Here is a 26,657-nt window from a genome sequence, read left to right as displayed (position 1 = left end):
TTATTATTTTTTGATGATTAAACTTTCAGCAGGTGTAATGCCATATTTTTGTTTGAAAGAAGTATAGAAATGCGATAGATTTTCAAAGCCAAGATCCAGGTAGATATCCGAAGGTTTTTTGCTTTTTTGACGGATCAGATAATACGCTTCTTCGAGACGTTTTTCTTTGAGCCATTTTGCTGGTGGAACATTGAATGATTTCACAAAATCCCTTTTAAATGCCGCCAGGCTTCTACCAGTTAGTTTGGCGAAGTTTTCAATGGGCGCTTTGTAGTGAAAATTCTTCAGCATAAACTCTTCGAGATTGATCTTATAGGGCTCATCGAAATCAAAAAGAAAATCCTGGAATTCCGGACGGATATTCAGCAATAACTCTATCGCTTCCGTTATTTTGGAAAAAACCATAGCGTTGCTGCTTCTGTGAGGCTGTTCCAGATAAGGAATTAACGATTGAAAATAGCTTTTCAGAAAAGCTTCCGGCTTGAGAACGATATTTTGTTTTCCTGAATACCGTCTGTCGCAGGCAATATGATTTGCAGTGGCAAATTTTTTCAGGTCTTCCGATTTTAAGATAATAGAAACTGCCTTATATTCTTTATCCGATGCAGGCATTTTCAGGCTTTTGGCAAACTGGTTCCGATGCGCCAGGAGGATTTGGTTTTTCTTTAAAACAAAAGTGCCATTCTGATGAAAAATATGTGTTTCTCCCGATAGCTGATAGGCTAATATATGCTCCGGAATAAATTGCTCATAGCCCCATTGTTCCTCGGAACTACAGGAATATACAAAGGAGTCGTCTGTTTGGGGTGTTACAGTTTTCATTTGGCATTGCTATCTAAAAGTTGCTGGCGATAGAATGAATTGCGGGCTGCCGTATTGCTATCAACTGCCATCAAAAACACAGCGGACAATAGGAGTGTAATACTAATGGCACGCCAGTAGGGCGAAGGGAAAAGCATCAGAAAAATAGCGGCCACAATGATTATCGCAGGTAATATCTTGAATACCAGCTTTAATTCGTTTTCCGACTTGGTGGTTCTACTGATTTCATGCTTCACAAACCCTGACGCATCTGTTTTATAATCCCTTTCAAATTGGCTAATGCGAGGCTTGTTCGCTGCATATAAGCCAATTCCTATTGAAATGAGCAATAACCCGGAAACAATTAGCGGGATCACAAATGCTTTTGCCATCGCCGTTTTGCCCCAATAAGCAAATCCCAATGCACAAAGCAGCACAATAAGGCTGAATAACCAAACCATTTTTGCAGAAAATAACTCGGCTTTTGCCCAGTCGGTACTTAGTTTTAAAATATCCATCTGTAAAGAATTTGTAATACAAATATCTGAAAACAAGATAGACTATTATTTTCTGTAAAGCTCAAATGTTAATTGCTGAGAAGCTCATTGTCCATCAAAGACGTATAAGTTTTAACGGGATATCTTGAACAAGATGAACGAAAGAATAAAGGTAATTAAAGCTAATTTGGTTTAGGCGTCTAACGATACAATTAGTACAGAGACTGCTTATCACAAAATTAGCTTCGATTAAATGTTGTCTTCATGAAAAAGAACATCAAATTTTATTGCCTTGTTGTCTTTGTATTTTTCTCTTGTAGTAAGCTTGAACAGCTGGAAGGAGGAGGTACAACGAAGCCGGCAGCCGAAAGTACTGCTACCTATTATGTCGACGCAGATAACGGCAATGACACTAATGCTGGTACTTCAGCAACTTCGGCATGGAAAACAGTCGCCAAAGTAAATGCTACAACCTTTAAACCGGGGAATAGTATCTTATTGAAAACTGGCTGTATATGGAATGATCAGTTATATCCTAAAGGATCGGGGAGTGCCACAAGCCCGATAAGGATTAGCTCTTACGGCACGGGGGCAAAACCTATGATTTTCCTGAGTGGAACTATAGGCGCTCCGGTATATCTGTTCAATCAATCGAACTGGATCATCGAAAACCTCGAGGTTTCAAATTACAGTGTAACTCGTGGCACTGTATTCCGCCAGGGCATTTTTATTCAGAATACAGGTGGTGGGGTTACAAGTAACATCACTATCCGTAACAATTACGTTCATGCCGTTTCGGGGAGTTTCAGATATGCAGGTTTTGATCCTCATGCCTTTGGCGGCATTGCTGTGGTGACAACAGGAACCGTAGGAACAGATCGTTTTGACAAAATCACAATTGAGGGCAATATTGTAGAGGATGCTGGCCGTACGGGAATTGTCGTATGGGACAACGTATGGGAGGCCAGTGGCAATGCTTCTACAAATGTACAGATACTGAATAATTCAGTTAAGGATATTGACAGTGACGGTATTCTGGTGTTTGGATGTGAAGGTGCACTGATTGATCATAATGTGGCCAATAACTGTGGCCGCTACCGTGAAGACGGGCAGTTTAACGGAGCAGCTGCTATCTGGCCTACACGAGGCCGTAATTGTATTACCCAATTTAATGAGGCCTTTAATACACAGGCTTTAGATGGTAATGGCGATGGACAGGGCTTTGATCTGGATATTGATTCATATAATTTTGTGATGCAGTATAATTACAGTCATGACAATGCCGGAGGTTTTATGCTCATTCTGGATGCTTCCAATTCAATAAACAGCATTATCAGATATAATATCAGTCAGAATGATCATCGTACTATTTTCACTTTTGCAGGTGGTATCACTCCCGGAACCAGTATCTATAACAATACAGTTTACATTAAATCAGGCCTGAATACAAATATTATTGATCATTCATGGGATGACGGAGGAGGTAAAGGTGATTTAAACCAGGCTTATTACTTCAAAAATAACATCATTTACAACCAGGGAAGTGGAAACTATATCATTCCCGGAATTTTTGGGGTATTTGATTATAATATCTTTTATGGTAATCATCCTTCGGGAGAACCTGCTGATTCAAATAAGTTAACTACTGACCCTTTATTGGTGAGTCAGGGGAGTGGTCTGAATGGCATTAATACCGTTAATGGATATCGTTTATCCATTGGTTCACCAGCGCTCAACTCGGGGGCTATAATCCCGGATAATGGGGGTAAAGATTATTATGGAAATCAGGTTTCTTCTACAACTTTCCCTAACCGTGGCGCATACAATGGTACGGGTTTGTAAAGGCAGGAGGGAGTCGTTGTATGCCCTCCTTATTTTATTTACTATCCTTTGTGGTTCCTGTTCGCCGGCATCAAAAGGTATAGTGTTTAAGGTCAATGGTGAGCCGATTGGCCTTGCTGAATATCAACAGCAATTGGATAAAGAAAAACTGAAGGTAATCAGTGATTTTCAGGTTAAACATAAGGCTACGTTTGGTCCCGGGTTCTGGACTACGGATTATGATGGAGAACTTCCTGTCAATACTCTAAAGAAGCGTGCAAAAGATGCAATTGTAGCGCGTACTATCAAAAAAATGATGGCCCGGGAAATGGGGTTAATTGAAAAAATCGGATATGATGATTTTCTAAAGGGACTGGATAGTGTAAACAAAGCAAGGACTGAAGCCGTAAAAAATGGAAAGGTGATTTATGGACCGGTAACTTATCCATTGGAAATGTATTCAAGCTACTATTTATCTACGTTAGAGAATGCGATCAGAGATAAAATAAGCACGCCAGGTAGTACGCCAGATGAGATCAGAGTGAAATATGACGCACTGGTTCAGGAGCGTATAAAGAAGGCGAAAATTGATATTTCCGAAGATGTGGATGAATATGAACCAGTTTTATAGATGAAACTTGTATGTTGAATATTAACAGCTGTTTATCATAAAGATGTGGAACTGATAAGAAACAATACCGGGAACCTGATCAGTGTTCCCGGTATATGTTCATGATGTGATTATCCAGCCGTAGATAACTGTTGTTTCGACGGTTCGTTCCAAAGGTTAAAACCTGGATTAGAGGGATCTGAAACAGGACAGGTTTCGGTAACGAGCCATGCTTTTCTGGATACCCCGCAACCACAGGCGCCACATACCCTTTGGTCACTTTCCCGCTTCAGCTTTACTTTGTAAGCGAATTGGGATGGAGCATCTTTTAAAAATTCGCATTTTTCACAGGCACTGAACCGTGTCTCATATTTCTCTTTAGTTACTTTCTCAAATCCTGATTTTCCCCAGTCTAATAGTGCTTTGCTAGCTTTGGTAGCTAACTGGACGTTGCTGAATTTCTCAGGTATTTCATACAGTTCATAGGCATTGTTCTTTTCGTCATTAAGGAAAAGCCGGAGCAGATCATGGTCGAAACTGCTCATGAAGAGGTGACTTGCAAAGCGATCTTCTACTCTTGCCCTTGCAAGTACGGCCGAACTTACCGGGCCTTCAAGACCAAGCATAGTTCCGAGTTCAATACGCATATCGTTCCATGGGCCTACTTTTTCAAGATTCTTGATGATGTCTATCATGGTGTTTTTTTAAAATGAAACAATAGAATAATTTATCATATCCTTAGATTTAAGGCGTGGCAATGATCACGTAGGCCCCCTCACCAAGAGACTGTCCATCGGCAGAAGTTACATTGGTCACAGATAAAATGTACTTGCTTGCTGCTGCAATACCTGATACAGTCAGTATGACTGTTCCTGGCTCACTAACGCTCACTACTGCAGCACTAATCACTACTCCCGGTTCAATGTTGTAATTGACCAATGATGTTGCTGAAGCTGGATCTACTGGCTTATCAAATACTACATTCACGGTTTTCAGGTCAATGCTGGAATAGCCTTTAACAAGATAGAAATACTGATCAGGCGGCGTTCCACAAGTTGGCGCCGGGAAGAAACTCAGTCCATTCCAGAAGGATTGAATACGACATTCAATAGACGGATCATCGCATATGTCTCCTGGATTTCCACCTGCATTTTTCTTGCTGATTTTGCTGAACAGGATGTCTTTGATCTGAGTGATTCCGGAAGGAGCTGTTTCCCCGTACATGGAATTTGGTAAAATGGCCCTCAATACATCCAGAGAGGCGTAGTCTACCTCAGCAACGCATTTGTTGACCTGTAAATGCATTACCATATCAGCAATAATCAAGGCCCAGCCGCTTACATATAGTTCCTGTATGCGGGCCAGCCCGCCGGTTAGTAACAGATATTTCTGATTGCCCATAGTCCAGGTAAACGCATTCACCTCTTCATTGTTCCAGTCCAGCAGATAGGTGATGTTATTGTCATATCCACTAAACATTTTAAATAGTCTGTTGATAGATTCTCTTGGAACCCCGTTGCTATAGGCATTAAATGTGGCATTGTTGTAAATGTCCAATGCCTGATCTGCATTTACAAAACCTTTGGCGTTGGCCGGGATATTGATTAATGGCTCACGTTTAGGACTGAAGCCTTTAGGCCATAGGGTAGGGTCACTCAGGAATTCATCCCGCAACTTACTGGGAAATTGTTCTGAATATTCCGGACTGCCAACATCGAATACTTTGGCTTCATTGCTAAAATTGAATCTGATACTATCGGTCAGGTTATGAGTCTCATAATAGGCCTGTACAGCATAGTCAGTAGAAACAATACCATTGGCATTAATCAGGTGACCAGTGAGGTCTTTTCCATTGAAGTCACCTTTCATATTAATACTCTGTATAGCGGTATCATATTCTCCATGTGCAACGAATTGAACTTCGGCATAAGAACCGTCAGCAGCGGTGAGTTTATTACCCGGGATCAGGTGCTGCACTTTTTTTAGCTGCCTGGTACTGTGCATGAGAAAAAGGTGATCTGCTGTCACCAGTAAATCTCTTAATTCCGACTCTCCGGTCATTTGATAACGAACCAGGTAAAGTCCGGGGATCATCGACTTATGAATGTCTCCTGACCTCGCTTTCACAATGCCAGGTGTCCACTTAAGGTCAACTCCCGCAGTGAGAATACTGTCACCTGCATTAATGTTCTGAATCAGGATAAATTCACCCTTGGTGGCTTCTATCGGAGTATTCAATGTATAACAGGAACAACAACAGTAACATGGGCTGTTCAGAGCCGGGTCAAAGCTCATGATAGGGGTGTCCAGGGGTAATCCTGCAGTTTGACAATGTGCGGTCAGGCTGGCGTTCATTTTTTGACATAATGCATCGGTACAGGCCTTGTTAAATGGAGGCTGTTCTGCCTTGATGTTGTTTAAACATTGTTGTGATGGCATGATTGTTTTGTTTAAGGTTAATATTTAGGTTGATTGTCTTTTGTTGATTACAGTAATCAGTTCTTCCATTTGCTTTAGGAGGCTCCGGTTTCTGCGTCATAGTAAAAGATGATTTCTATATTTGTAAGCACTTCAGGATCAAGAAAACCGTCTTTTCCCTTCAGTACCCCAGGAGCAGCGGTGAGGTTAAAATCGATAGATCTGTTCCCCAGAATTTTACTTATATCAGGTTCCTGTTTTCCGTTTGGCTTTAAATAATAGCTGATGTCATTGTTGGGACCTAATACAAGTGGAATGGTCAGGGTATCAGATAATTTGAAAGAGATATAAGATCCCGCAGCTGGAAGTGCTGCATCAAGTCTGAAGTAAAAACCAATGAGTTTTGCTTTCAGCACGTTTGGCGGAATAAAGTTCAATAGCTCGAAAGTCATCCTTTGCTGATTGGCAACAGTATGGTCGTTCATAAAGAGATACCAGGATGAAGCGTATAGCTGATGAAGATTAAAATACCCGACACCAGAATAAGGTTTCAATGCTTTCATTTTCTTTACATCTTCCCTGAACTTATCTCCGCCGTCCATAGCTGTATAGCTGAGCTGGATGACGACGTCTGAAATCGCCTCAAAATTGATTCTGTTATTGGCAAATGGCATTGATAACCTCCAGGTTGATACTGCTCCTGTACCTTCGAAAGGAAGGAAACGCGGGTCTCCGAAGCTAAGCTCGAAAAGTCCTGAGTCATTCAGCCCTTTGGAAAGCGCGATTTGTTGATTTGCCCACCAGTTGGAACGGAGCACACTACTGTCCGGAATTTTATTGACATCACCTCCTAACAGGTAGTTAACAGCGTCAAGCCCTTTGCTGTCAGCAGTTAAGATGAGCTGATTACTCAGCTGAGTCAGGCTGGCATGGATGTTTTGATAAGGGCCGACTACCGCAGGAATAGAGATTGAAATCGTTTTGATTTTACGGGTATACTGACCTGGAAAATCATAATCAAATAGTTTCTCATTGAACTCGAAAATACAGACCCCTTTCGTTTTGAGATCAATAAGTGATTTAGGGTTGAGCTGTAGTAAAGAAATGGTCTTCTCTATTTCAAGAGTCCGGTAACCTTGTTCCAGGATACTGCTGCTGTCCATTTGGTCAATGGCCAGCATAAGTCCGTCTGCGGCTCCCAGTCCCTTGTATCGGTCGTCCCAATAGCCATAGTTGATAAAGTTGCGGTCAGTTCCATTTTCAAACTGGTAGGCTCTTTCGGCAGCTTTTGCCATGTTGTATGCGAGGTTGTAGGCTTGAAAATAAACAGTGGAGATGCGGGTTGCCATCCATTGATAGAGCTCTTTGTTGGTGAATTTCTGAGTGTAGTAGAGTTCTGTCTGCTCATTGTTTTTGATGTTTTGCTGGTGTACTTTGAGGTCTTGACGGGCAATTTGTTCCTGAAGATCATTTTCTTTCAGCTGTGCTTCAATTTGCGCCTTGTCATAACCTGCTGTATCCCTTTGTAATGTCCATTCTGATGTCCTGCGATCATAACCAGCCATAGTGAGTGCTTGCTGGGAAACATAACTGGAGATAATGGCTCCGATTTCGAATGCTCCGGATGCTGCATTGAGTGCATTACCAATTTGCTGACCTCCATAAGTCATGGCAAAAGGAGAGCCTACCTGTGGAACAGCATAACCAATAGCAGCAGCAGTTTTAGTAATGCTGCCAATGGAGTTTAGAAGCATCGCTGCCAACGCAGCGTCCATACTAACCTGCTCGCGTTCTGAAATACCCTCTTTGATTAGATTTTCGTAATGCGTATACCTGTAAGATGCATTATTTAAGCTCTGCTGCTGTGCTGCATTTTGCTGTTCCACTACTTTAATCTGTAATTCTTTCATCGCTGTGGTCAGCTGTAGTACAGTTTTCTCTTGCTGCAGACTGATCAGGCTGAGCGCTTCAGTGTCTTTTTTCTCCAGTGCAGTTAATAAAGCACTTCCAAGACTACCGACCTGAGCTGTCAGGTTACGGGCCTTTTCTATCAGCGTGCTAAATTTAAAATAGGGAATTGGTGCGCTGAAAGGATAACCCAGGCTAAAGCCACCTGATCCTGCACTGTAAGCGCGGATAAATGCGCGCGGATCAATAGGGGCTGCAAATAAAGGAAGCTGGCGGTATACCCCGTTGATATTCTGGCAATGTCTGATCTTAAATAACCGGTCCTCTACTTTGTCCCAGTACTTTACAAAATCGGCATTCTCAGGAACACAAAAATAGCTGTTGATCTTGTTGAATGGAACACCAGCCAGACTGACAGCGTTAGATTCACTGGCATATACTTCCGGCGTATTCTCCAATTCTATCAGGAACTGAGGAATATCATCAGGATAGGTTTTTCTGATATCATTAAATGTTTTTGATGCGGGTGCAGGAAGTTTTCCCAGAGATTCGGGACGTTTTCCAAGCAGGTCGCTGGCCAGGGTATAAAGGTTCGTTGCCTGACCGATCGCTTCTGAAGTATCCTGGGTGAACAGAAAATCCCCCCACTCTAAAATGTTGTCTATGTATTTCATGACTATAGCCTTGGCATAGGCCACATGACGATATTTGGCAATGGCATCCGGGTCAAATGGATCATAATTATATTTCCGGATCTGCGAAGGATTGGTGAGGATACTTTGCAGACTTTCCCTTGCCATAGTGCGGAATGGGCGGAACCGCCAGTAGCGTTTTTCCGGATCGGGGGCTGCACTGTCATCTTCGTTTACAGTAGGGTCGAAGATGTACTCCAGCCATTGTTTAGCATCCGAAAAGCGCTGATTGCTGCACAGACTGTCTGCAATCAGAAAAGGACCATGAAAAAATATTTCCCAGAAATAGGGGCCATAAGCACCATCAAAATCCATTACCATAGATTCCGGAGGAATGACGCAATCCGGAGCTGTATTACCTGGAGCAGGATAAAATCTGCTGAAAGGCAATTCCGGAATCTCCTGAGACCGCAGGGTCAGCAGATTGTCGATTCCTCCGGCAAAAAGTTTCTGCATAAGCTGGGAGGTCACTGTGGTGGTTAACCGGGTAAATTTGAATTTGAGTTGATTAAAAGGAACAGGGTTAACGGTGAAGGCCTGTGTGCTGATCACTTTGTTGTTGAGCATATCAGGAAGGATCGGGTAAGGCCGTATGAGTGCCATATCCGTTAATTTATTGAGATTGTCCTGCTGTACCTTAATCAGAAAGGCTTCATCAGAATTGTCGAAAAGGAACCAGCCTGGTTGATTACAAACATTATAAAGCGAGGATTTTTCTTCATCCGTATAGTAGAGCAGGCGCATTGCATTACTGGAATCTGTCAGTCCGGGATTGTTGGTTGTACCGGCAACATTATTGCCCCAGTAATTATTTTGCAAGGGATTGTCATCAGGAACTACCATCAGGTTTGCCTGCTGTCTGTCCAGTACTGCTTTGTAAGGTTGTGGATTGCTCGCAGCAGCATATTTATAGTCCGCAAGTACCAGATTGGTCCCGGTTTTCAAAAGATAGGAATCTACAATCTGCACCGGCCCCATAGTTACATCACCTTTAATGGGCAGGCTTTCCATGAGCTGTGCCAGCCGCATGGAATTATAAAGAGAGAGATTTAATTCGTTCCTTTCACTTATAAATAGGTTTTTAGTCGAGTTTGCTTCTATGTCTGGTTTGGTCACTGTACCTTTGTAAGCGGTTGGAAGATCTGCACCAAACATAACGATCAGTTGTTCTTCTTTGTCCCTTTTTGGGGAGACCGTATAGCTGGAGTTTGCCGCGCTGACAGTCCATGGGGCATCGACCAGCATCTCGGTGTTGCTGCTGATGAGGATCACCATCCTGGTCTCATTACCAATTACGATGTTGTCACCATAGGTGAATTCGTCTTTGAAAAGACTGCCAACACCAGTCACATTTTGCAGGTCTTTAGTCACCGTTACTTTTCCCGTACCGATAAAGGGTGATATGGTTACTTTACTGTTGCGGGGAACAATTTTGTATTCACAGCTACCGGACGTTTTTGACCATGGAACAGTTACCACCAGGAGTACATTGCTGGAAACACCTCCGACAATACGTTTCTCTCCCATACACCATATTACATCCCCAACTTTTGTTTCCCGTAAAAACTGAGTATGAGTACCTTCTACCAGATTCAGACCGGAAGAGAGGTTTACTCTCCCTGACCCGATATTTCCTCTTCCGCTGGATAGGACATATGGGGCATTCCAGTAGGAATTCTGATCATTCAACAGAGATTCAATCTGTGGATTCTGAATAGACTGGTAATTAGAAGGGAAAGTATTGATTGGCACCTTGCTGAATAACACCTGGGGATGAACCCATTTGTCACCATCATAAAAGGAGAATTTCATATCTACAATCTCTACGGTCTGCGTACTGGAATCCTGCCCCTTAACTGTACTGCTTTGTGTAATGCTCTTTTCACTCCAGAAAATAAATATCCGGTCGAATGCATATACAGGGGTGATACTGGATGCATTGATGGTAATGTCAATGTTCAGCCATGGGCCCCAGTCTACCAGGTCATCCAGCTTTCGCATATAATATCCGTAAGGCTGGGTATTGGTTCGTCCAAAAAGGAAAAGGGTTTCCTTTTCTTCTCCGGTCTCTGCATCACGGCGGTCGGTATTATAACTGGAGATATAAACAAGATTGCCCAAAAGGTCGACTTCCTGTAAATACTTCTGATAGGGTTCTTTTACTGTATGCTTGTTGATATCATTTTGCAATAGATCATCTTCAAACTGGTCAAAGGTGGGCGTCACTTTTTTTCTCAATGCCGGCTCTATATAGCTTTCGGGATAAAGAAATATTTTACGGTTCACTTCCCATATTCTGTAGCTGGACATCCAGTCCCACCATATGACCGGAATGTCAATAATATTAACCCCTGGTTCGAGCATCATCCTGCTCCTTTGCATATAGAGCTGAACAGAAGCAATACCCTGGGCAATTTTTGAAGTCTGGGCACAGCTACTCATCTCGACATCGATGAGCAGATAGCTATATAGATCCGAAGTTTTGCTGATGGCCGGGTTCTTCGAACTGATCAACCATAGCGCAAAGGGCAACAGAGCATTACGCGTCTGCGTCAGCAGTCTGCCCGTTGCTTCACTGTTGATTTCTGCAAATTCGTTTTCACCGAACCGGCTTCCTGTAAGGCTGACTGTTTGATTCGAGAGGTTTTCAAAAATACTCCAGTTCGGATCATTAAATACTCCGTTCGGATCAAGGTCAAGACGGCCCAGTGCCGAAAAACTCATCATGATGGAAACATCTGTTCCCAGTTTTTGAGCCGAGTTAAAACTTTGTTGTAATCTTAACAGCCCGGAAACGGTATTGTAGTTCTGATCAGGATGGATGTCCTGAGGCCAGAACAAGTTAATCAGCATACTGATCTGAACAGGATCCCATCCCGTAATACTGCTCAGTTTTTGTATTTTGTCGCTTGTTGGCAGTATGGCTGGTGGTAAGATAAAGTAATCAATGAGATCGTCATTACGATCAGATAAGTCTGTAACCAGTTTTCGGTAATCGATCAGAGAAACTATATTTCCAATGGTAAGGTTCTCCAGATCAGGGATGTTAAAATGTGAGTGACCGGCCGGACTGAAAATGAATGCGATTTCTTTGGCGGTAAGTACAAGGTGTTCTGCGAGTAAAGACTCTCTGGAAAGTATAGCAACAAATTTTCTCATCGGTTCGGACAAGGTTATACCTGGACTCAGAAAGGCGTTGAGATAGTCTGGAAGTTTGCTGGTTTCACTGGCATAGGATTTCAGTGCCTCTGCGGTCGACTGCTGGGCACTAATGAACCCGGACAGCCATCCTGTAAAAATGTTTTGTTGTTTGATCTCGGTGTCATTCCAGACCTTCAGGGTATGGGCGATTGCACTTTTGCTCTGGAGCAGTAATGACCTGACCTCATTTACTTTATAATGTGCATTGTCATCTCCGAAAATAGTAAGAAGTGCATCCAGACTGGTTTCTTCGGTATAAGTTTCACTGAGTAAGGCTGTAGTAGTACTTCCTGTTACATAAATGAGTATGGTCATTGTACGTAGCTGGTTAAATACCTGAGTGGATTGTTCCGCTGTAATATCTGGAAAAGTCAGGCTGAAGGAATTAGCTTTGAACCCTGACTCAAAGAGATCTGCCACACCAGTTACCGGAAAATAGACGGCTGCGTCAAGGTAATTGAATTCATATTTTAAAAAGATGCCCGCGTCAGAGATATATTTGCCGGTCATACCCGAATAAATAAAGTTCGCTTTACTGGCATCGATATTTTCAAATACAAAATCGGATGCCTTCAGTTTCGAAGAAACTGCCGCTGCGGATAACTCGACGAGGAAAGGCGGGAGGTCTTCAGGCTGATAAGGAGGCTCATAACGCGTTCCGGTTTCTCCTTTCAGAATATAGTTTAACTGATAGACATCAAGGTCAGTACCATTCAGTTTTTGTATCGTAGTGTTTAACTGAAGGAAAGTCTGTGCATTTGGCTGAATTGCATTGACAGGAGGGCTGAGGTAAGCAGAGCCAGGATAATATTCCAGGCAGAGAAAGTTCTGTAACTCATCGAGGCTAAGTGCCAGCAAACTGCTCCATTGACTGATCCGGTATAACCAGGATAAGTTGGTCAGATGGAGGTAAAGCGCATTTTGAGTACCACCGGTTAATTTATATACATAATTCCCAAGGCTCACAACCTGATCTGAGTCGAGGTATAAGGCAGCTGAGAGACGGTTTCTGATTGTGCCATCCATTCCGTTCACACTGGCAATAATCCATTTTTGAGTAATGCCCCTGAAAGGATTGAAAGGGATGTCGTCTTTGTAGGGATCTTTTCCATCAAGAAAAATAGGATTGTTAAAGACAGTGTCGAACAGATCCATGGGCCGTTGATCACTTACTTTTCCACTGGTCTTCATGTCTGTCCAGAGTGCCGTGATGGCCGGTACAGATAAATCAGGAAGTGCTGTCTGTTGCGTTTTTACCTGAGCAAGGTAGAGGATCAGCAGTTCATCCAGTGGCTTTAATCCGGTGGGATCATAAGTATTCAGGAGCCAGTTCAGGTCGCTGAATGACCAACCGGTTTCCTGGGCCAGACGGACGAAACGGTGTACCCTGTCCAGTCTTTTTAAAGTAATTCCTTCAACTCTCTGTACTGGATTTGCCGGATCGTTTGTAAAGTATGTCTTCAGGTAATTATGATCTTCTCCTGTATGATTAATATATAGTTGTTCGGCGGCACCTGCTTCCAGTTCGCCAGGAGAAAGGTTCTGTACAAAGAGTTGCTCAAGACCGGGGCGGTCAAGGTTGCATCGGTCAATGAAATTTTCTACTACATCCATTCCGTTGACAGGCAGAATTTCGAAGGAAGCTCCTGTAGTCATGATGTTCCATTTTGCAGAAACTGTCAGTTGGGTGTCCGAACTGATCTCGATGACGGTCCTGACTTCATTTGCGCAATGGATTTGATCGCCAATAATTAATTCTGTCAGGAATTTGGTCTGGGCTCCTGTGGTCTGACCACTGTCCATACTGAAAGACAGTGTTCCTCTGCCGGCATGCGGGAGATAGGCAGTGATGGGCTGTACAGCAGCTTGTGGATTGACGAAAAATGTAGTTCCGAGATTTTTATCCCAGTTGTTTTCGGTACTGAGCAGGGTATCTGATTGGACGGCAGTGATTTTCTTGGTTACACCGTCGATCTTAATCAGGCGGCCCTGGGTAAAGTCGGTTCGGAATGTTGTGCCCATACCGGCTACACTGTTGCTGCCTTCAATGGTAATAATGATACCAGTACCCAGGTAAGGAGGGATAGTAGGCGTAGTGAATTTGAATGGAAGATCAGTTGAAAAGAAAGGCATGTTCTCAGTTACAACAAGCGCTGTGTCCGAAGTAATGACGCTGATAAATCTGACTACATTGGCCAGACTTATCTGATCTCCGACTTTCAGTTGCGTCAGGAATTTTGTTCCGGTTCCGGTGATATTCGGACTCGAAAGTGAAATGCTCAGTGTACCGGTTCCATCGAAAGTCTGACCTTCGGCCGGCACTACGAAATATGCTGAACCGGAATAGACGGACCAATTAGAATCGACGTTCAGCTGGGTATCCGATTCAATACTAGTTACCTTTTTGATCTCATCAGCAACCAGTATTTCATCATTAACTTCTATTTCTGAACTGAAAAGTGTGCCAAGACCTGTTACCTTTTTTTGATCTTTCAGGAATACTAGATTTCCACTGCCATCATAAGCAGGTGGTTGTTCACTAATATTATAACCATAGGCCAAACCGAGTGCAGCAATGCTAAAGTCTTCTTTAGAAATGATTTTAAACTGTTGGTAGGAGAGGTTCAGGTACTCCAGGGCAATGTCAAAAAGATGGATGTCATTGGGTTTTGTTTCCTGGCCAAGAATGCTGTTGAACAGTTGATAAAGAGGAAGTCCCAGCTTATTCAGGTATTCCCTGATTCTGGACTGTGGTAAATTATAGGGTAGTTCAAAAGGGTATTTTCCTACGGATAAGGTTTTGTAAGCGTCGGCTATCGCATAATTGTGTTCGAGATTGGCCTTAATAACACCATTTACGAGCTCAAGATAGGGGATAACTGTATTCGTATTTTCGCAGTTCAGTGGAATGTTAAACAAATCGGGCCGTCGCTCTTCAAGGGTATAACCCGGAGGAATGGTTCTTACAAGCCCGGTATTGGGATCAGTAATATATTCATCAGTAATACGCATAATGTCAACGAAATAGGCTGCCGGACTGAAAATGGATTGACATTCGTTGCATTCCAGATAATCGAGACTGCCAAACAGTTCGGGGTAGCTGGGTATTTTTTGGAAATACTCAATGGTTTCCCGGTTACTGATTTTAAAATTGCTGGCATTATAATGAGGAGATGCAATTGCATCTTTGACATTGGCATACAGATGCATGGTCGTTTCCGAAATATGGACGGCATGCTTATAAATCTCCTTCACTTTTTCCTGATCATTGATCACCGGGGCCAAATGGCGAATAAACTTTCGCTGTGAAATAGCTGCGATTTTATGTGCAGCATCATAACCATTGGCAATCAATTGTTCGGCAATAGCCATGTCGGGTAAAATCCTCATCATTCGCTGAACCGCCTTTAGCTGATCCAGGGTGTATTGTTCTATAGGCTCCGCAGTTATTTTTTTTGATTTTAACTTTTTTACAGCAGCAGTTTTGACTGCCAGCTGCTCCCGGAGTCTGGAAACCTCTTCCTCATTATGGAAATCAAAATTCAGCAGATCAAATCCTGGATTTTCTTTGTTGAAACTGATCGATTCTGGGATATTAGTTTTTATCGTCTTTTTCATGGTTAGAGCGTTTAAATATTTTTTTTTGATGATTATTTCTGTGGGAAACTATTTGCATAAAAATTCTTTTTAAATGCCTCCCACGATAGATCGACAGGAGTTGGTTTTACTTCGGTTTCATTGTCCGAATCACTGTCTGTATCTATGGACAACTTTCGTTTACTATATGGCCTGACTTTTCTGGAGGTTTTCCGAGTACGGAATACAAATTCTGCTGAACCATGTTTGGTGACACCTGCTGTACCTCCGCCCTTGGTCATCGTATGTTTGTAGCCTGGATAGCGTTCGCTGGAGAACTTATGTTTCCCGATCAGTTCCCAGGTGCCTTTTACATCTTTATCCTTGTCCAGTACTTTAGTGAAGCCATACATGGATTCTATGCCTGATTCTACTGTGCCTCCATCTCTTTTCCATACCCTTGCAATGTGGATCTTAGCATTTTTCGGCAAAACCTTAGTGCTTTCCTGGAATAGTCCTTTTAAGACATTCGACGTGTGCTCGCCGGTCTTTCGGCTTTGTGTATGTGGATGACTAAAATAAATGTGCTCAATCTGTGTGGCATCAGGCCAGGAAGAGAAGTCGGTTGCGTCTACGCTATGCGCAACTTCTACACCCAGCATGAGCAGCTCGAATTTATTCGCAGACATGGTCGTATAAAAGTCCATATCCTGAAGGTCACTTTCCGATTCATAAGTCGTAGCGGTCATGGACGAAGCGAGTTCGGGATGTTTATTCGCAAAAGCCAGTGCATAGGAAAAATCAGACTCACCAAGGAACAGCCTTGTTCTGGGTTGATCATTGGTTGCTGCCAGGCTGAGACCGTTCTGGTCAGTATTGGTGATCGGGTTGTTGCCAACAAATGCATATAGGTTCAAACCGTCTACTGTTCCGGCCGGATCTGGTTTGGTCCAACGTCCTAACCAGGAAATATAATACCTGGCCCCATAATAATAGAGACCGGTGCTGTCATCACATTCCTTGCCTGAATAGCGATAGTCTTTCAGTTGTACTTCCTGCTGGTTTTTACCAGCAATAATGGCTGTACCGCCATATGGGAAGTATTCTTCATAGCTGATCAGTAAACCTGCGGCATCCATCTCCATAGAGATAGAATCCAGGTGATTCTCCATCTGGAAACGGACACTTTGTTCTCCGGCAGCCTTTACCTCACTTTTGTTATCATCTTTTACCCAGTAATGAATGATGGCAATACATTTTCCATCGTCCATGATTCTCAGCGTTTGCCGCTCCAGTGTTGTCGTACTCAGCCCCAGTGCATTTTTCGTTTTGTTACGTTTGATCTCGTAATTGTGGAAATACGTCTTTTCAGAAATATTGGTAATTGTGCCGCCATTGGCCATACGCTCCGTTACTTTCAGGCTGCGTAGCTCTTCAGAATCGTAGAGATAATAGTCACTGTCATCTTCTTCTTCAGGGCGTTCGATCACCGCGCATTTGATCAGGTTCTCACAGCAATTATAGGTAAGAGAAACAGCATTGTTGATATGGAGCTGACGTTGGTTACCGGAACTATCGTACTCAAGGTCTTTCAGCCGGTTTGAATTTTCCTCGACCGGAGTTTCAGTAGTATAGGAGGTAGAGGTGGCCAGATGCTGTTTTCTGATGAGATTCCCAGACTGGTCATAGGTATATAATTCCTGGTAGTTTTCGAGTTTGTCACTGTCATTAACCGATGGTAAAGGACTGAAAATGGACTGTTTAAAACTCTTGTCAATGACATTGTTTTTAAAAGTATTGGCATTAATTCCTGGATGTTGTCTTCCGTTTGCTTTGATCAGTCTGTAAATGGCATCATAAGTATAGCCCGAAAGGGGATCTACCTGCTGATTATTGTTAAATACTGTTTCAACGGTCCGGTCCCATAGCCTTGTAATATTTCCTACCGGATCGTAGGTATAAGAGAGATCCTGTACAAGTGGGCTGAGGGCTTTTGATTTTAAGGATGGAGGATTGGCCCTGCTGCTGGTTAGCTGCAATAACCTCCATGTGGTATCCTCGTAGCTATAAAATGTGTTGATCCCGTTGCCGCAGACTACTTTTGTTCTTTGTAATGCAGCATCATATTGAATACTGCTGATGATATCCTGTACTTTTTCATTACGGTCCTTAAAGGATATTCCCTGAAGTAATCCGCCCTGGTTATAGGTATTGGTGGTCACTGATCCGTCAGGACTGATTTCCTGCAATAAATGAGCTGTTGCATCAAAGGTATAATGCATCCTGTAAACGTCTTCCTGCAACTCTACGGGTTGCTTCCAGTTGATAGCATTTTTATAATCAGTAACCATCTGTCTGGAAGTCTGTATTAACAGACCGCGGATGTTGTAGCTTGAATTGATCATAACCCCGCTCAGGTCTTTGAGCTGGTATAGCTGACCTCTCAGGTTCAGGTTTGCAGCGTCGGCCTGTGATTCCCCATAATTGAAAACTTCTACAAGATTATAATCCTCAAAGGGAAGTACTGGCATGTCATTTTCTATCTTCTTGACTAGAAGACTTGTCTTCCGCTGTAAGCGATCATAGCTGATCAGCTGAAAATAATTTCGGGGGCTTTGCGACCAGAAAGTATTACCAAATATATTTTTAAGATTTCTTCGTATCCCTGCATCAGCACTGTCAGTATACAGGGGTGTTTTATCTCCCATTGGATATTTGTACCTGAAGTTATAGTAACTGGTACTTTTACTGATGTTGGATTGGTAGAGTCTGGGGTCAATTTCGGTAACCGGTCTTCCTTCAATGTCTGTTTCATAATACGTTGGAAGCTGTACATGGTCCGCAAGTGTCTGAACAGATAGAAATACAGATCCGGTATTATCTGTTATTTTTATCGTAGGGGTATTGAAAAAGATCGCTGCTTTGTCTAATGCATCTTTTTCATCCGGACTGAGTTTGTCAGGATAATTTGTTTGGTAATAAACGGAATCAAGTACCGTATCGTCCTCGTCATAATACTTTTCCTCCCAGGAACTGAATTCAATTTTTGAAAAAAATCCTTTTGGACTATTGATCCTGATGACACGCAGCAGAGGGTCATAAAAAGTTTGGGTCGGTGGAATATGTTGTGCAGCTTCAATGTTCTGCTGTAATTCATAATTAGGATTGTCACTGAAATACGATAAGTATTCTTCAAATGGTTTGCCCTTATTGTTGTATACTGTTCTCCCCGAAACCAGCCAGCGGGGCTCCAGATCTTGCTGAAAGGCTTGTTTTTTTTCTATAATTCTTCCCAGGCCATCAGAGAAAGAGATTTGAGTCTCGCAAGAGAAAGGGGTAATTATACCAGTGTTTTCATAATCGTTGATTCTGATCAGATTGATGGCAGCGATTGGAAGTTTGTTACTGGTCTGGTAGGCTGACCTGTAAAAAATATACTGCGCTGCGCCCTGGAGATAATACGCACTGTTAGCCAGTACATCTTCAAAACTTACAGGATCACCAGAAGAGCTTTTTGATCTTGGAATGTACTGTGCAGGCTGATTATGGTAGGGATATAGACTCATGCCGCCAGTTTTTACGCCATCTTTTTCTTTAAAGAGTGTACTGACGATGATTTGTCCGATCGGGTCAAAGAGCATCTGCTTTACATTGTTGTTGATGTCAGTGATTTGCCGGTATTGTTGTGCCTGATAATCAATTTCATAAGTTTCTTCGTTAATCACTGATTCATCGAGGTACTGTTGAACAGAAATCGGTAACAGGTAGTAAGGAGTTTTATAAGTGAGTACAGTCTTTTGATAAAGTAAAGAAGACTGCTCAACAAAACCGTTCTCTGTAATATCCGGCATAAAGAAAGCTTCAGGATTTGAGGGGAGAAAATAGTGCTGTATGGAGCCCCGGTTCCACCAGTATCCGTTGAGCGGATCTGGATAATACCCCCCTTCAGTTTCAATTCTTGTCTCGTTAAGTTGCTCTTTGAAAAGTTCACTGGCGAAAGCACGCGGGAATACGGCTTGTTCCTGGTGGTGAACCAATGCTCTGGATCCTGTGGTAAGTAAAGGTGCCGGATTGGTCTGCTGTTCGTTCCAGTAATAGGTCCGGTTCCAGTTCTGCTGTCTGAGTTGTAATTCACCAGCGTTTACTGTTCCTTCGTAAGGAACAATTTTTTGAAATGCGGTATTGATCTGAGTTTGGATTTCCGTAAAGGAGAAATAGCTTTGAGTGGCCAGATCAAGCCCAAATACCTCAAACTGTTGTTCCTCTGCAGACAGTCCCCGCCATCTGAAAGGTTCTGTATCTAGCGTGTTGATATAGTTATTGTGCTGTACCGTCGCTTTTAGCGAAAGCTGTTCCGGATAGATTTCTTGTTGGGACTGATCATTTCTCCGTCTTGGAAGAAATACGGTACAGGCTTTTTTTACCTTACCGCAAAGTGGATCTGTTTCGAGTACAAAATCCTGCTGAACCAGGGGGTCGTTTGGATTTCTTTCGTAACGATAAGAAATTTGTTGCTGCGGGTTTACTGTAAATATCGCATATGCTGTTTCCAGCCGGCCCTGTTTCAGGATAATCTCATAATTGGATTGCTCTACCGTATACGGATTAATGGATTCAGGTCTATTGTCTTCGGCGTATACCTCTTTCCTGATCAATTTCCCTTTCAGTGTAACATAGGCCTGCCTCCAGGTTTCCGGATCATTATCGGATGCAGGTATTAGAAAGCTATTGTCAGGAAAGTCATAAGCTTTTTTATCACCCTGGAAATAACCCTTTTGCTGGTAGAGCGTGATGGCCTGGTTCTCATGGGAGGCGCCGGTCTGGTACCAGGTTTTAGTGTAAACAGGTGGAAGAAACTGACCTTCATTTTGCAGTTCCGGGCCTTGTATATCTGTATCCCAGGATTCTACAAAGCCAAAGCCCCTGAAGACACGTTCTACAGGATCGTAATAACCATCATGGTATTTGTAGCGGCTCACATACCTGGAGTCGGAGGGGAGGTCTGTCGTAATGGTTTCTTCAACCACCTGCACCGGAAAACGAAGTTTAGTAATCCAGGGATGGCCCGCTAATCTATCTTCAAGGGCAAATTTTGTCGAGCTGCAATACCTGATTTGGATAATACTGCCCATATGATTATCGATCCTGTTCAGGAGATAGGGTTTAAGAACCTCTTGTGAAATTCCGTTGAGTATAAGTTCACCCGAAAAATTGTAATAATAGTGTATGGGAACGGGCTCAATGACTGTAAATACCAGGCAAGAGGTTCCATTACCAAGAATATCAGAAAAACTAATCTGATCTATTTTGCTATAGATCCCTGGGAGTGTGATCAGAATGGGGGCAGAAAAAGAGTTGCCATTCTGGTTCAGGAAAATAGCGGCATAATCCGGATAGATGTATATCAGATCAGTAGTTCCTGAACCATTGATATCGGCCAGGAAAACCCTGCTGCTATCAAAGCCTTCACCAAAAAGGGGTGCATTACCCAGGGTTATTTTTTTTCCATAATTTCCATAGCCCAGACACGGCCAGCATTCGACAGATCCGTTACCAACTTTCAGGCGATGTGAAAGTCCATCTCCAAAAATATTGGCAAAGGTGATCAGTTCCGTTAGATCTGTTTCTTTTTTTACAGGGAAATCATGACGGTTCAGAACCTGTTGAGCGGGGCTGTATCCTTTAGTTCCTTTTGAAGTGTAAACGAGTGAATTTTGTGTGTCTGCTAACAAAAGGTCGGTTTTTCCGTTGGCGTTGAGGTCTGTGCTTTCCAGGAAAATATTAGCAAGATCATTAGGATAGTCTGGAAAAGAGATGAAGTTTTTCCAGTTACCAGCATCTGTGTTCTGGTAATATCCAGAACGGTTGGGGTGATTGATCAGGAGTTCCAGCATCCCATTTCCGTCAATATCTACAAGGGATGCTTGTCCTTCCTGCAGATTTTTTTCGACAGGGAATTGCGTCCGGTTTTCAGGAGCCGCATATTTTCCATGGCCTAATGGTGCAAAATAAAGGTTTGATTGTGAATTGCTGTATAGAAAACCAGGCAGACCATCACCATCGAGGTCAACTGATAAAAATTGAGTACCCTCAATATATCCGGGGAGACTATGCTCTGGAAGGGAAAGTTTTTTAAATTGTGGGGAGGATGGTGGATTAAACTGAGAATACTGTAACTCGATTGCGGGCAGGTCCTGCTGCTCAATACTGCTGTCTTCCTGTTTCCTGTATCCTTTAATTTCGACTTTATGGAGTAAGGACATTCCCTGAATATCAATAACATCATACTGCTGGAGGGATTGGTGGCTCAATGTCATGGATCTGACCAGACAGGGCCCACCTAATTCCTTGAAATGATGAAACAAGAGGATATGTTGACAAGCGCGGCAGGTCCTGATCTCAAAACCACTTCTATATGAAGAAAAAGGGTCTTTCCGGTAGGTCCAGGTCTGTTTGGGAGTATACACAGTTGCAAGGTTGTCCAGACTATATTCTCCGTAATCAAAGAGAACTTCAAAGGCAAACTGTTCCTTCTGCTGCTCATCAATGTAGTTTCCATATTTTATATGCTGGATATAACGGTTGGCACTGTAAGACCTGTTGACTTCACTAAGAACAACGGGAACATTGTCTTCATTTTCGATCTTGTAAGCATAGGTCATCTTATTACCTTTGGCGTCGGTTATCCCATCAATAAGCCACTCAAATGTTCTGTATTCATGATCAGGATCGGCTATACGGGACGCTGTTGACTGGCCGTAGTAGCTGACGCTGTTGTCGGTAGCAAGGATTTTCCAGAAAGAAATACCATTTTCTTTATTCATCCATTGTTCAATCACTGAAAATGTATCGTCTAATCGGGGTAAATAGGAGGTTACGATATAATCTATTCCTGCTTCGGTTTGATTTCTGGGGTTTTTATCACCGCTTATTTTGACCAGTTCTCCGATTCCGGAAAGGATATACTTGTCATTTCCCTGGTATCGGGGGATTCCTTGATCAGTATTAACAGTGATTTTTGGCAGAGTGAGGGAAAATCCAAGTCCGAATTCGCTATTTCCTGCACCTGAATTATAATTCAGTGCCAATTTGGGCTCTAATCCACGGGCCGAAGTCAACCCTATCGGGATGGAATAACCAGCTGTCCCAGAAAAGAAATCGGGTTGAAAGGAGTCCCCGATACCTCTGATCGCGCCTCCGCCCTGAGGCAGTGTAGGCTGCTGTATAGTTACTCTGGCAGGCTCTGTTGCACTGTTGTTTAATTCGCTCATAATTATATTTCAATTATGTTTACAAGAATTTGATATCATCAGTTTTTCATACCCTGGTCAACAGGATAGGCTAATCGGTGTCTGTTTTTATTGCCTTACAGGGCAATGGCTTCGGGAAATTTGTAGAAGAGGAGCGTAATCGTAAAGAAGCGTAATAGTAAATCGGTATTGCTGTTTTTCTTTAGGGAAGGTATGTAATAATTTTAGAGAAAAAAACAGGTGTTTTTACCTGTATGAGATTCTTTTATGGAAAAATGATCTTTTTTGAATTTATTTTGTTTTTTGTTCACAGGTGTGTTTTTAGATTTTAAATCCGTTTAAACGGTTTAATGGCGCTTATTCGCATTATTCCTCTGAGGAGTAAATAGTTGAATGATATTTTGGATCGTATTCTTTTACTCATGTAATTATAAGGAAATGAACGATTTGAATAACGTGAAAACATTGAACATCCTGAATGGGAATGTATGTTACCATTTTTAAGGTTTTATAATGGGTTATCAGGGTTGATTTTTCTGTTAGTATAAAGATGATTTCCGTAATATCTTAAATGATAATATGCCTTAAAGGGCTGTCTGAAAATAGCCTTGTTAAGCAAGGGAATTTGTTACTATTAACGGGAATTATACGTTATCAAAATATTTAAAAGAATGCCGCTTCAAGCCGTTCTGGTGACCGGTGTTTTTCTCATGGCTGAAAGAGTCTTCGCGGCCGTATAGGACATTCGTACCAGTGTGGTAGAGAGAATAGAAATCGCTGCTAAATTTATAAGATTTAGCAGCGATAATATTATATTTAATTTCAAAAATGTGTCTTTTATCTATATCTAAAGTACAGTCAGATGACAACTGTTACTATACTCTCTGTTACCTAAGACCGTAAATGCGCCAGTGACTTTATTAACCCTGTGAAGAGAATAATTTTGTAGAATATATACAGAGTTATCGTAGAATGCAACGCCTTTAATGTTGGTATTCGGCCACTCATGTCCACCTAAAACCTCAAAAGCCCCACTTTCAGCATTAACTCTATGGAGATACCCGTTTTGTACAACGTATATCCAACCATCTGCACCACTTGCCATGCCTTGAGTTCCTGCCCATTCGGCATCATTTAACTGTATGTATGTCCCGGTATTTTCATTGACTTTATATAAATATCCATTTTCAGCCAAAAATAGGTATCCATTGTATGCAACTATAGCATCGGTATTTGCCCATTCCGGATTTCCAAGTATACTATATGTACCAGTTGTTGGATCAACTTTATGAATACGAGAGTTTTGTACTATGTAAAGATAACCATTTGTCGAAGAAGTTACTGCTTCGGTATTTTTCCAAATTCCTAGTTCACCTATTAGAGTGAAATTCCCTTCTTTATCAACTTTATGAAGATTATTGGCTTGAACAACATATAAATAGCCATTCAAAGAGGTCATCCCTTGGATATTTGCCCATACTTGTTCTCCAAAGTTTCTCTGTCCGCCACTAAGGTAATCTGCTTTTCTCAGGTCATAGCCACTTGGGTTCGCCATGAATAGACGTGCATTTTGTATGTTAAAACCTGCGCTAGGAGGAGGTGTCACAGGTATAGAAGCCTTATATGAAGTATTCGTTACTCCAATGCTTCTTGAATTACTTATAGGGACTCCTTCATTATTATAGAAGATATAAGAATATTTTAAAATTACTACTCCACCTGTTTTTCCAACTGGTAACGTTGCATTGACTGTGAAATCCATAAACCCACCTATGAAATCATTTCCATTAATGGCTTTTGGAGTAGATAATTCCAGATCAGGTTCGCCGTTTTTCTGGAATACAACTGTTAATATCCAGTCAACATTTTCGTAACCGTAAGATTTTAAATCCCTTGTGAGAGTCACATCCACATTAAATGGAGTCTTTTCTGTTGGTTTGACATTCAGGCTCGTAGAATTGCTTAGGAACTGGGATTGGATTATAAATTTGGTTATGTTAGCGGCTTTTGTATTTGTAGAAAAAAACAATGCCACCAGTAATACTAGATAATAATTTTTCATACTAATTAGGATTATTTAGCTTATACTCATTCGCTTCCTGATATCTGTGCTTTATCGTCTCATAGCTCTCCTTAAAAACAGTATTAGGGATATAGAAGGTTTTCTTCTCTTGATCATAAAGAATTACATCTTGGGAAACGTTTAAGGTGAATGATAGAAACTTTTTTAAAGCCGCTGGCTCGTCAATTACTGATTTAGCATTGATGCTTTTTTCAGGGTTTTGTTTTAACTCTTCTTTGCTACAAGCGGTTAAAAATAAACAGAGTGCTACGCAAACTGTGAATGGAATTTTTTTTAGATACATGATTTTTGATATTTTTATTATCCTACTCTCTTAAAGATTTTCGGGTCCTCTTTTAAACTTACTTGTGCTATGAAAAATGAAATTGTACTCAGATAAGTACCTTTCTTAAGGTTCTATAAACCAGTCAGATAGTTGCATCCAGAATATGTTTTGTAAGAAATCTCATCCCATGATAAATATGGTATACTTACTTTAACTAAATACGGACCTTTCAATGCGTATAGATTTCCATTATAATAAGCAAGACATCCTTTTGGAGCATCTGACCATTGTTGGTATTGACTTGATTGCCATTCTCCTGTGGCCGTACTTATTTTATGTAAATATCCATTCTGAACTATCCATATATATCCATCGTTTGTACTCGCAATGCCTTTTGCCCCTCCCCATGTAGCACTATTAAGTTCTGTATAGGTCCCTGTATTTTCATTCACCTTATACAAATGGTTGTTTTCAACTATATATAAATAACCATTATATGCTGTTAAACAATCCGTATTAGCCCATTCCGGATTCCCAATTATTGAATACTGACCATTGGAGGGATTGACCTTGTGAATTCTTGAATTTTGAATAATATAGATTGAGCCATTAGAAGATGAAGCGACCGCCTCTGTTGCTTTCCAAATTTGTTGCTGTCCTAAAATAATATAAGATCCATCAGTTGAGTTTACCTTATGCAGGTTGTTAGCCTGTACTACATACAAGGAGCCATTTAGAGAAGTTATACCCTGTGTGTTAGCCCAATCACTTTGTCCAAATGTTAATGCGCCTCCTGTAATATAATCTGATTTTCTAAAATTAGAGCTTGGTGCGTATGATGAATATAAATTAGCATTAGCAATATTCACCGGAGGATTATCAGTTAAAAACGGACCTGAAACATCAAAACGTTGCGAGCTCCATCTTGAATTACGTTTTTCAGGCGTAAGGTTTCCAAGATCATCGTAGGTTAGGGCCTCCATTTGTACTCTTACCTGTGGGTCAATTCCTGTCGAAGTGCAATCTATTGTAATATCTAAAGAAGCAGTATTATTTGGGAAATCAGATTCTGTTATCTGGATTGACTTAGACATTGGGATATGATAATTATCACTGCTAACTACTGTTATAATCCAATTTATTTTTTCGTATCCATATGATTTCAAAGCTCTTGATATTGTAATATCAGTTTTGAAAGTTACTTCATGATGTTCGGAACCGCGTATATTATATTCGTCCATTAAGTATTGTTGCTGAATAGCAAACTTTGTGAGAGATGCGGCTCTCAAACCGTAAAAACTAAAGCTTAATAATAGTAGAATTAGATGTTTTAATTTCATTGTAGAGATGTCAATTGTTAGATTAAATTTATTTTTAAGTAGTGTTTTGTAAAAAGGTGGTATTACATTATAGTTAGTCCACAATTTTTTTTTTGTTATTATTCTTGAAAGTGAAATGAAATTGTGTTTTAAAATGAGACATGTTTTCTCATTTAACTTCCATGGTTAGAATTTATATTATTCGGTTTACTTAAA

General features: G+C 41.6%; 11 protein-coding genes. 2 read left to right on the top strand and 9 right to left on the bottom strand.

Annotation, left to right across the window (positions count from 1 at the left end):
* Positions 1-3: 3 nt before the first annotated feature.
* Together HDF25_RS04950 and HDF25_RS04945 are read right to left on the bottom strand one after the other, a co-directional pair.
* Positions 4-822: a helix-turn-helix domain-containing protein gene (locus tag HDF25_RS04950; protein ID WP_184623360.1), complete on the bottom strand. Its 819-nt coding sequence runs from the start codon at positions 820-822 to the stop codon at positions 4-6.
* Complete coding sequence (locus HDF25_RS04945) at positions 819-1,319, bottom strand: hypothetical protein (RefSeq protein ID WP_184623358.1); 501 nt, start codon at positions 1,317-1,319, stop codon at positions 819-821. The genes HDF25_RS04950 and HDF25_RS04945 overlap by 4 nt, the downstream gene beginning before the upstream one ends.
* A 243-nt stretch (positions 1,320-1,562) precedes the next feature.
* Between HDF25_RS04945 and HDF25_RS04940 the strand changes: the two genes are divergently transcribed.
* Positions 1,563-3,140, top strand: a complete 1,578-nt coding sequence (locus HDF25_RS04940) for a right-handed parallel beta-helix repeat-containing protein (RefSeq protein WP_184623356.1) — start codon at positions 1,563-1,565, stop codon at positions 3,138-3,140.
* Entirely contained in the window at positions 3,124-3,750 is a 627-nt protein-coding gene (locus tag HDF25_RS04935; RefSeq protein WP_184623354.1) for a hypothetical protein, read from the top strand. The genes HDF25_RS04940 and HDF25_RS04935 overlap by 17 nt, the downstream gene beginning before the upstream one ends.
* A 110-nt stretch (positions 3,751-3,860) precedes the next feature.
* On the opposite strand, the gene HDF25_RS04930 is transcribed toward HDF25_RS04935, so the two are convergent.
* The 7 genes from HDF25_RS04930 to HDF25_RS04900 form a co-directional block, all read right to left on the bottom strand.
* The gene (locus tag HDF25_RS04930; RefSeq protein ID WP_184623352.1) at positions 3,861-4,424 is read right to left on the bottom strand and encodes a hypothetical protein; all 564 of its coding nucleotides are present in this window, start codon (positions 4,422-4,424) and stop codon (positions 3,861-3,863) included.
* Positions 4,425-4,473: 49 nt separating this feature from the next.
* Positions 4,474-6,168 carry a hypothetical protein gene (locus tag HDF25_RS04925; protein WP_184623350.1) on the bottom strand — a complete coding sequence of 565 codons (1,695 nt, stop codon included), beginning with the start codon at positions 6,166-6,168 and terminating at the stop codon, positions 4,474-4,476.
* A 74-nt stretch (positions 6,169-6,242) separates the two neighbouring features.
* Positions 6,243-15,566: a neuraminidase-like domain-containing protein gene (locus HDF25_RS04920; protein WP_184623348.1), complete on the bottom strand. Its 9,324-nt coding sequence runs from the start codon at positions 15,564-15,566 to the stop codon at positions 6,243-6,245.
* A gap of 32 nt (positions 15,567-15,598) precedes the next feature.
* The gene (locus HDF25_RS04915) at positions 15,599-22,795 is read right to left on the bottom strand and encodes a Rossmann-like fold-containing protein (protein WP_184623346.1); all 7,197 of its coding nucleotides are present in this window, start codon (positions 22,793-22,795) and stop codon (positions 15,599-15,601) included.
* An 826-nt stretch (positions 22,796-23,621) separates the two neighbouring features.
* The gene (locus HDF25_RS04910) at positions 23,622-24,836 is read right to left on the bottom strand and encodes a PQQ-like beta-propeller repeat protein (protein ID WP_184623344.1); all 1,215 of its coding nucleotides are present in this window, start codon (positions 24,834-24,836) and stop codon (positions 23,622-23,624) included.
* A gap of 1 nt (position 24,837) precedes the next feature.
* Positions 24,838-25,140, bottom strand: a complete 303-nt coding sequence (locus HDF25_RS04905) for a hypothetical protein (protein ID WP_184623342.1) — start codon at positions 25,138-25,140, stop codon at positions 24,838-24,840.
* Between the two features lie 113 nt (positions 25,141-25,253).
* Complete coding sequence (locus HDF25_RS04900) at positions 25,254-26,462, bottom strand: hypothetical protein (protein ID WP_184623340.1); 1,209 nt, start codon at positions 26,460-26,462, stop codon at positions 25,254-25,256.
* Positions 26,463-26,657 lie beyond the last annotated feature (195 nt).

Origin of the sequence: Pedobacter cryoconitis, assembly GCF_014207135.1 — a bacterium.
GTDB lineage: Bacteria > Bacteroidota > Bacteroidia > Sphingobacteriales > Sphingobacteriaceae > Pedobacter > Pedobacter cryoconitis_D.
This window is presented reverse-complemented; position numbering and strand designations above follow the sequence as displayed.

Bases quoted from the DNA above. Each gene is read 5' to 3' on its own strand.
- HDF25_RS04950 (WP_184623360.1), bottom strand. From the start codon at position 822: ATGAAAACTGTAACACCCCAAACAGACGACTCCTTTGTATATTCCTGT.
- HDF25_RS04945 (WP_184623358.1), bottom strand. From the start codon at position 1,319: ATGGATATTTTAAAACTAAGTACCGACTGGGCAAAAGCCGAGTTATTT.
- HDF25_RS04940 (WP_184623356.1), top strand. From the start codon at position 1,563: ATGAAAAAGAACATCAAATTTTATTGCCTTGTTGTCTTTGTATTTTTC.
- HDF25_RS04935 (WP_184623354.1), top strand. From the start codon at position 3,124: ATGGTACGGGTTTGTAAAGGCAGGAGGGAGTCGTTGTATGCCCTCCTT.
- HDF25_RS04930 (WP_184623352.1), bottom strand. From the start codon at position 4,424: ATGATAGACATCATCAAGAATCTTGAAAAAGTAGGCCCATGGAACGAT.
- HDF25_RS04925 (WP_184623350.1), bottom strand. From the start codon at position 6,168: ATGCCATCACAACAATGTTTAAACAACATCAAGGCAGAACAGCCTCCA.
- HDF25_RS04920 (WP_184623348.1), bottom strand. From the start codon at position 15,566: ATGAAAAAGACGATAAAAACTAATATCCCAGAATCGATCAGTTTCAAC.
- HDF25_RS04915 (WP_184623346.1), bottom strand. From the start codon at position 22,795: ATGAGCGAATTAAACAACAGTGCAACAGAGCCTGCCAGAGTAACTATA.
- HDF25_RS04910 (WP_184623344.1), bottom strand. From the start codon at position 24,836: ATGAAAAATTATTATCTAGTATTACTGGTGGCATTGTTTTTTTCTACA.
- HDF25_RS04905 (WP_184623342.1), bottom strand. From the start codon at position 25,140: ATGTATCTAAAAAAAATTCCATTCACAGTTTGCGTAGCACTCTGTTTA.
- HDF25_RS04900 (WP_184623340.1), bottom strand. From the start codon at position 26,462: ATGAAATTAAAACATCTAATTCTACTATTATTAAGCTTTAGTTTTTAC.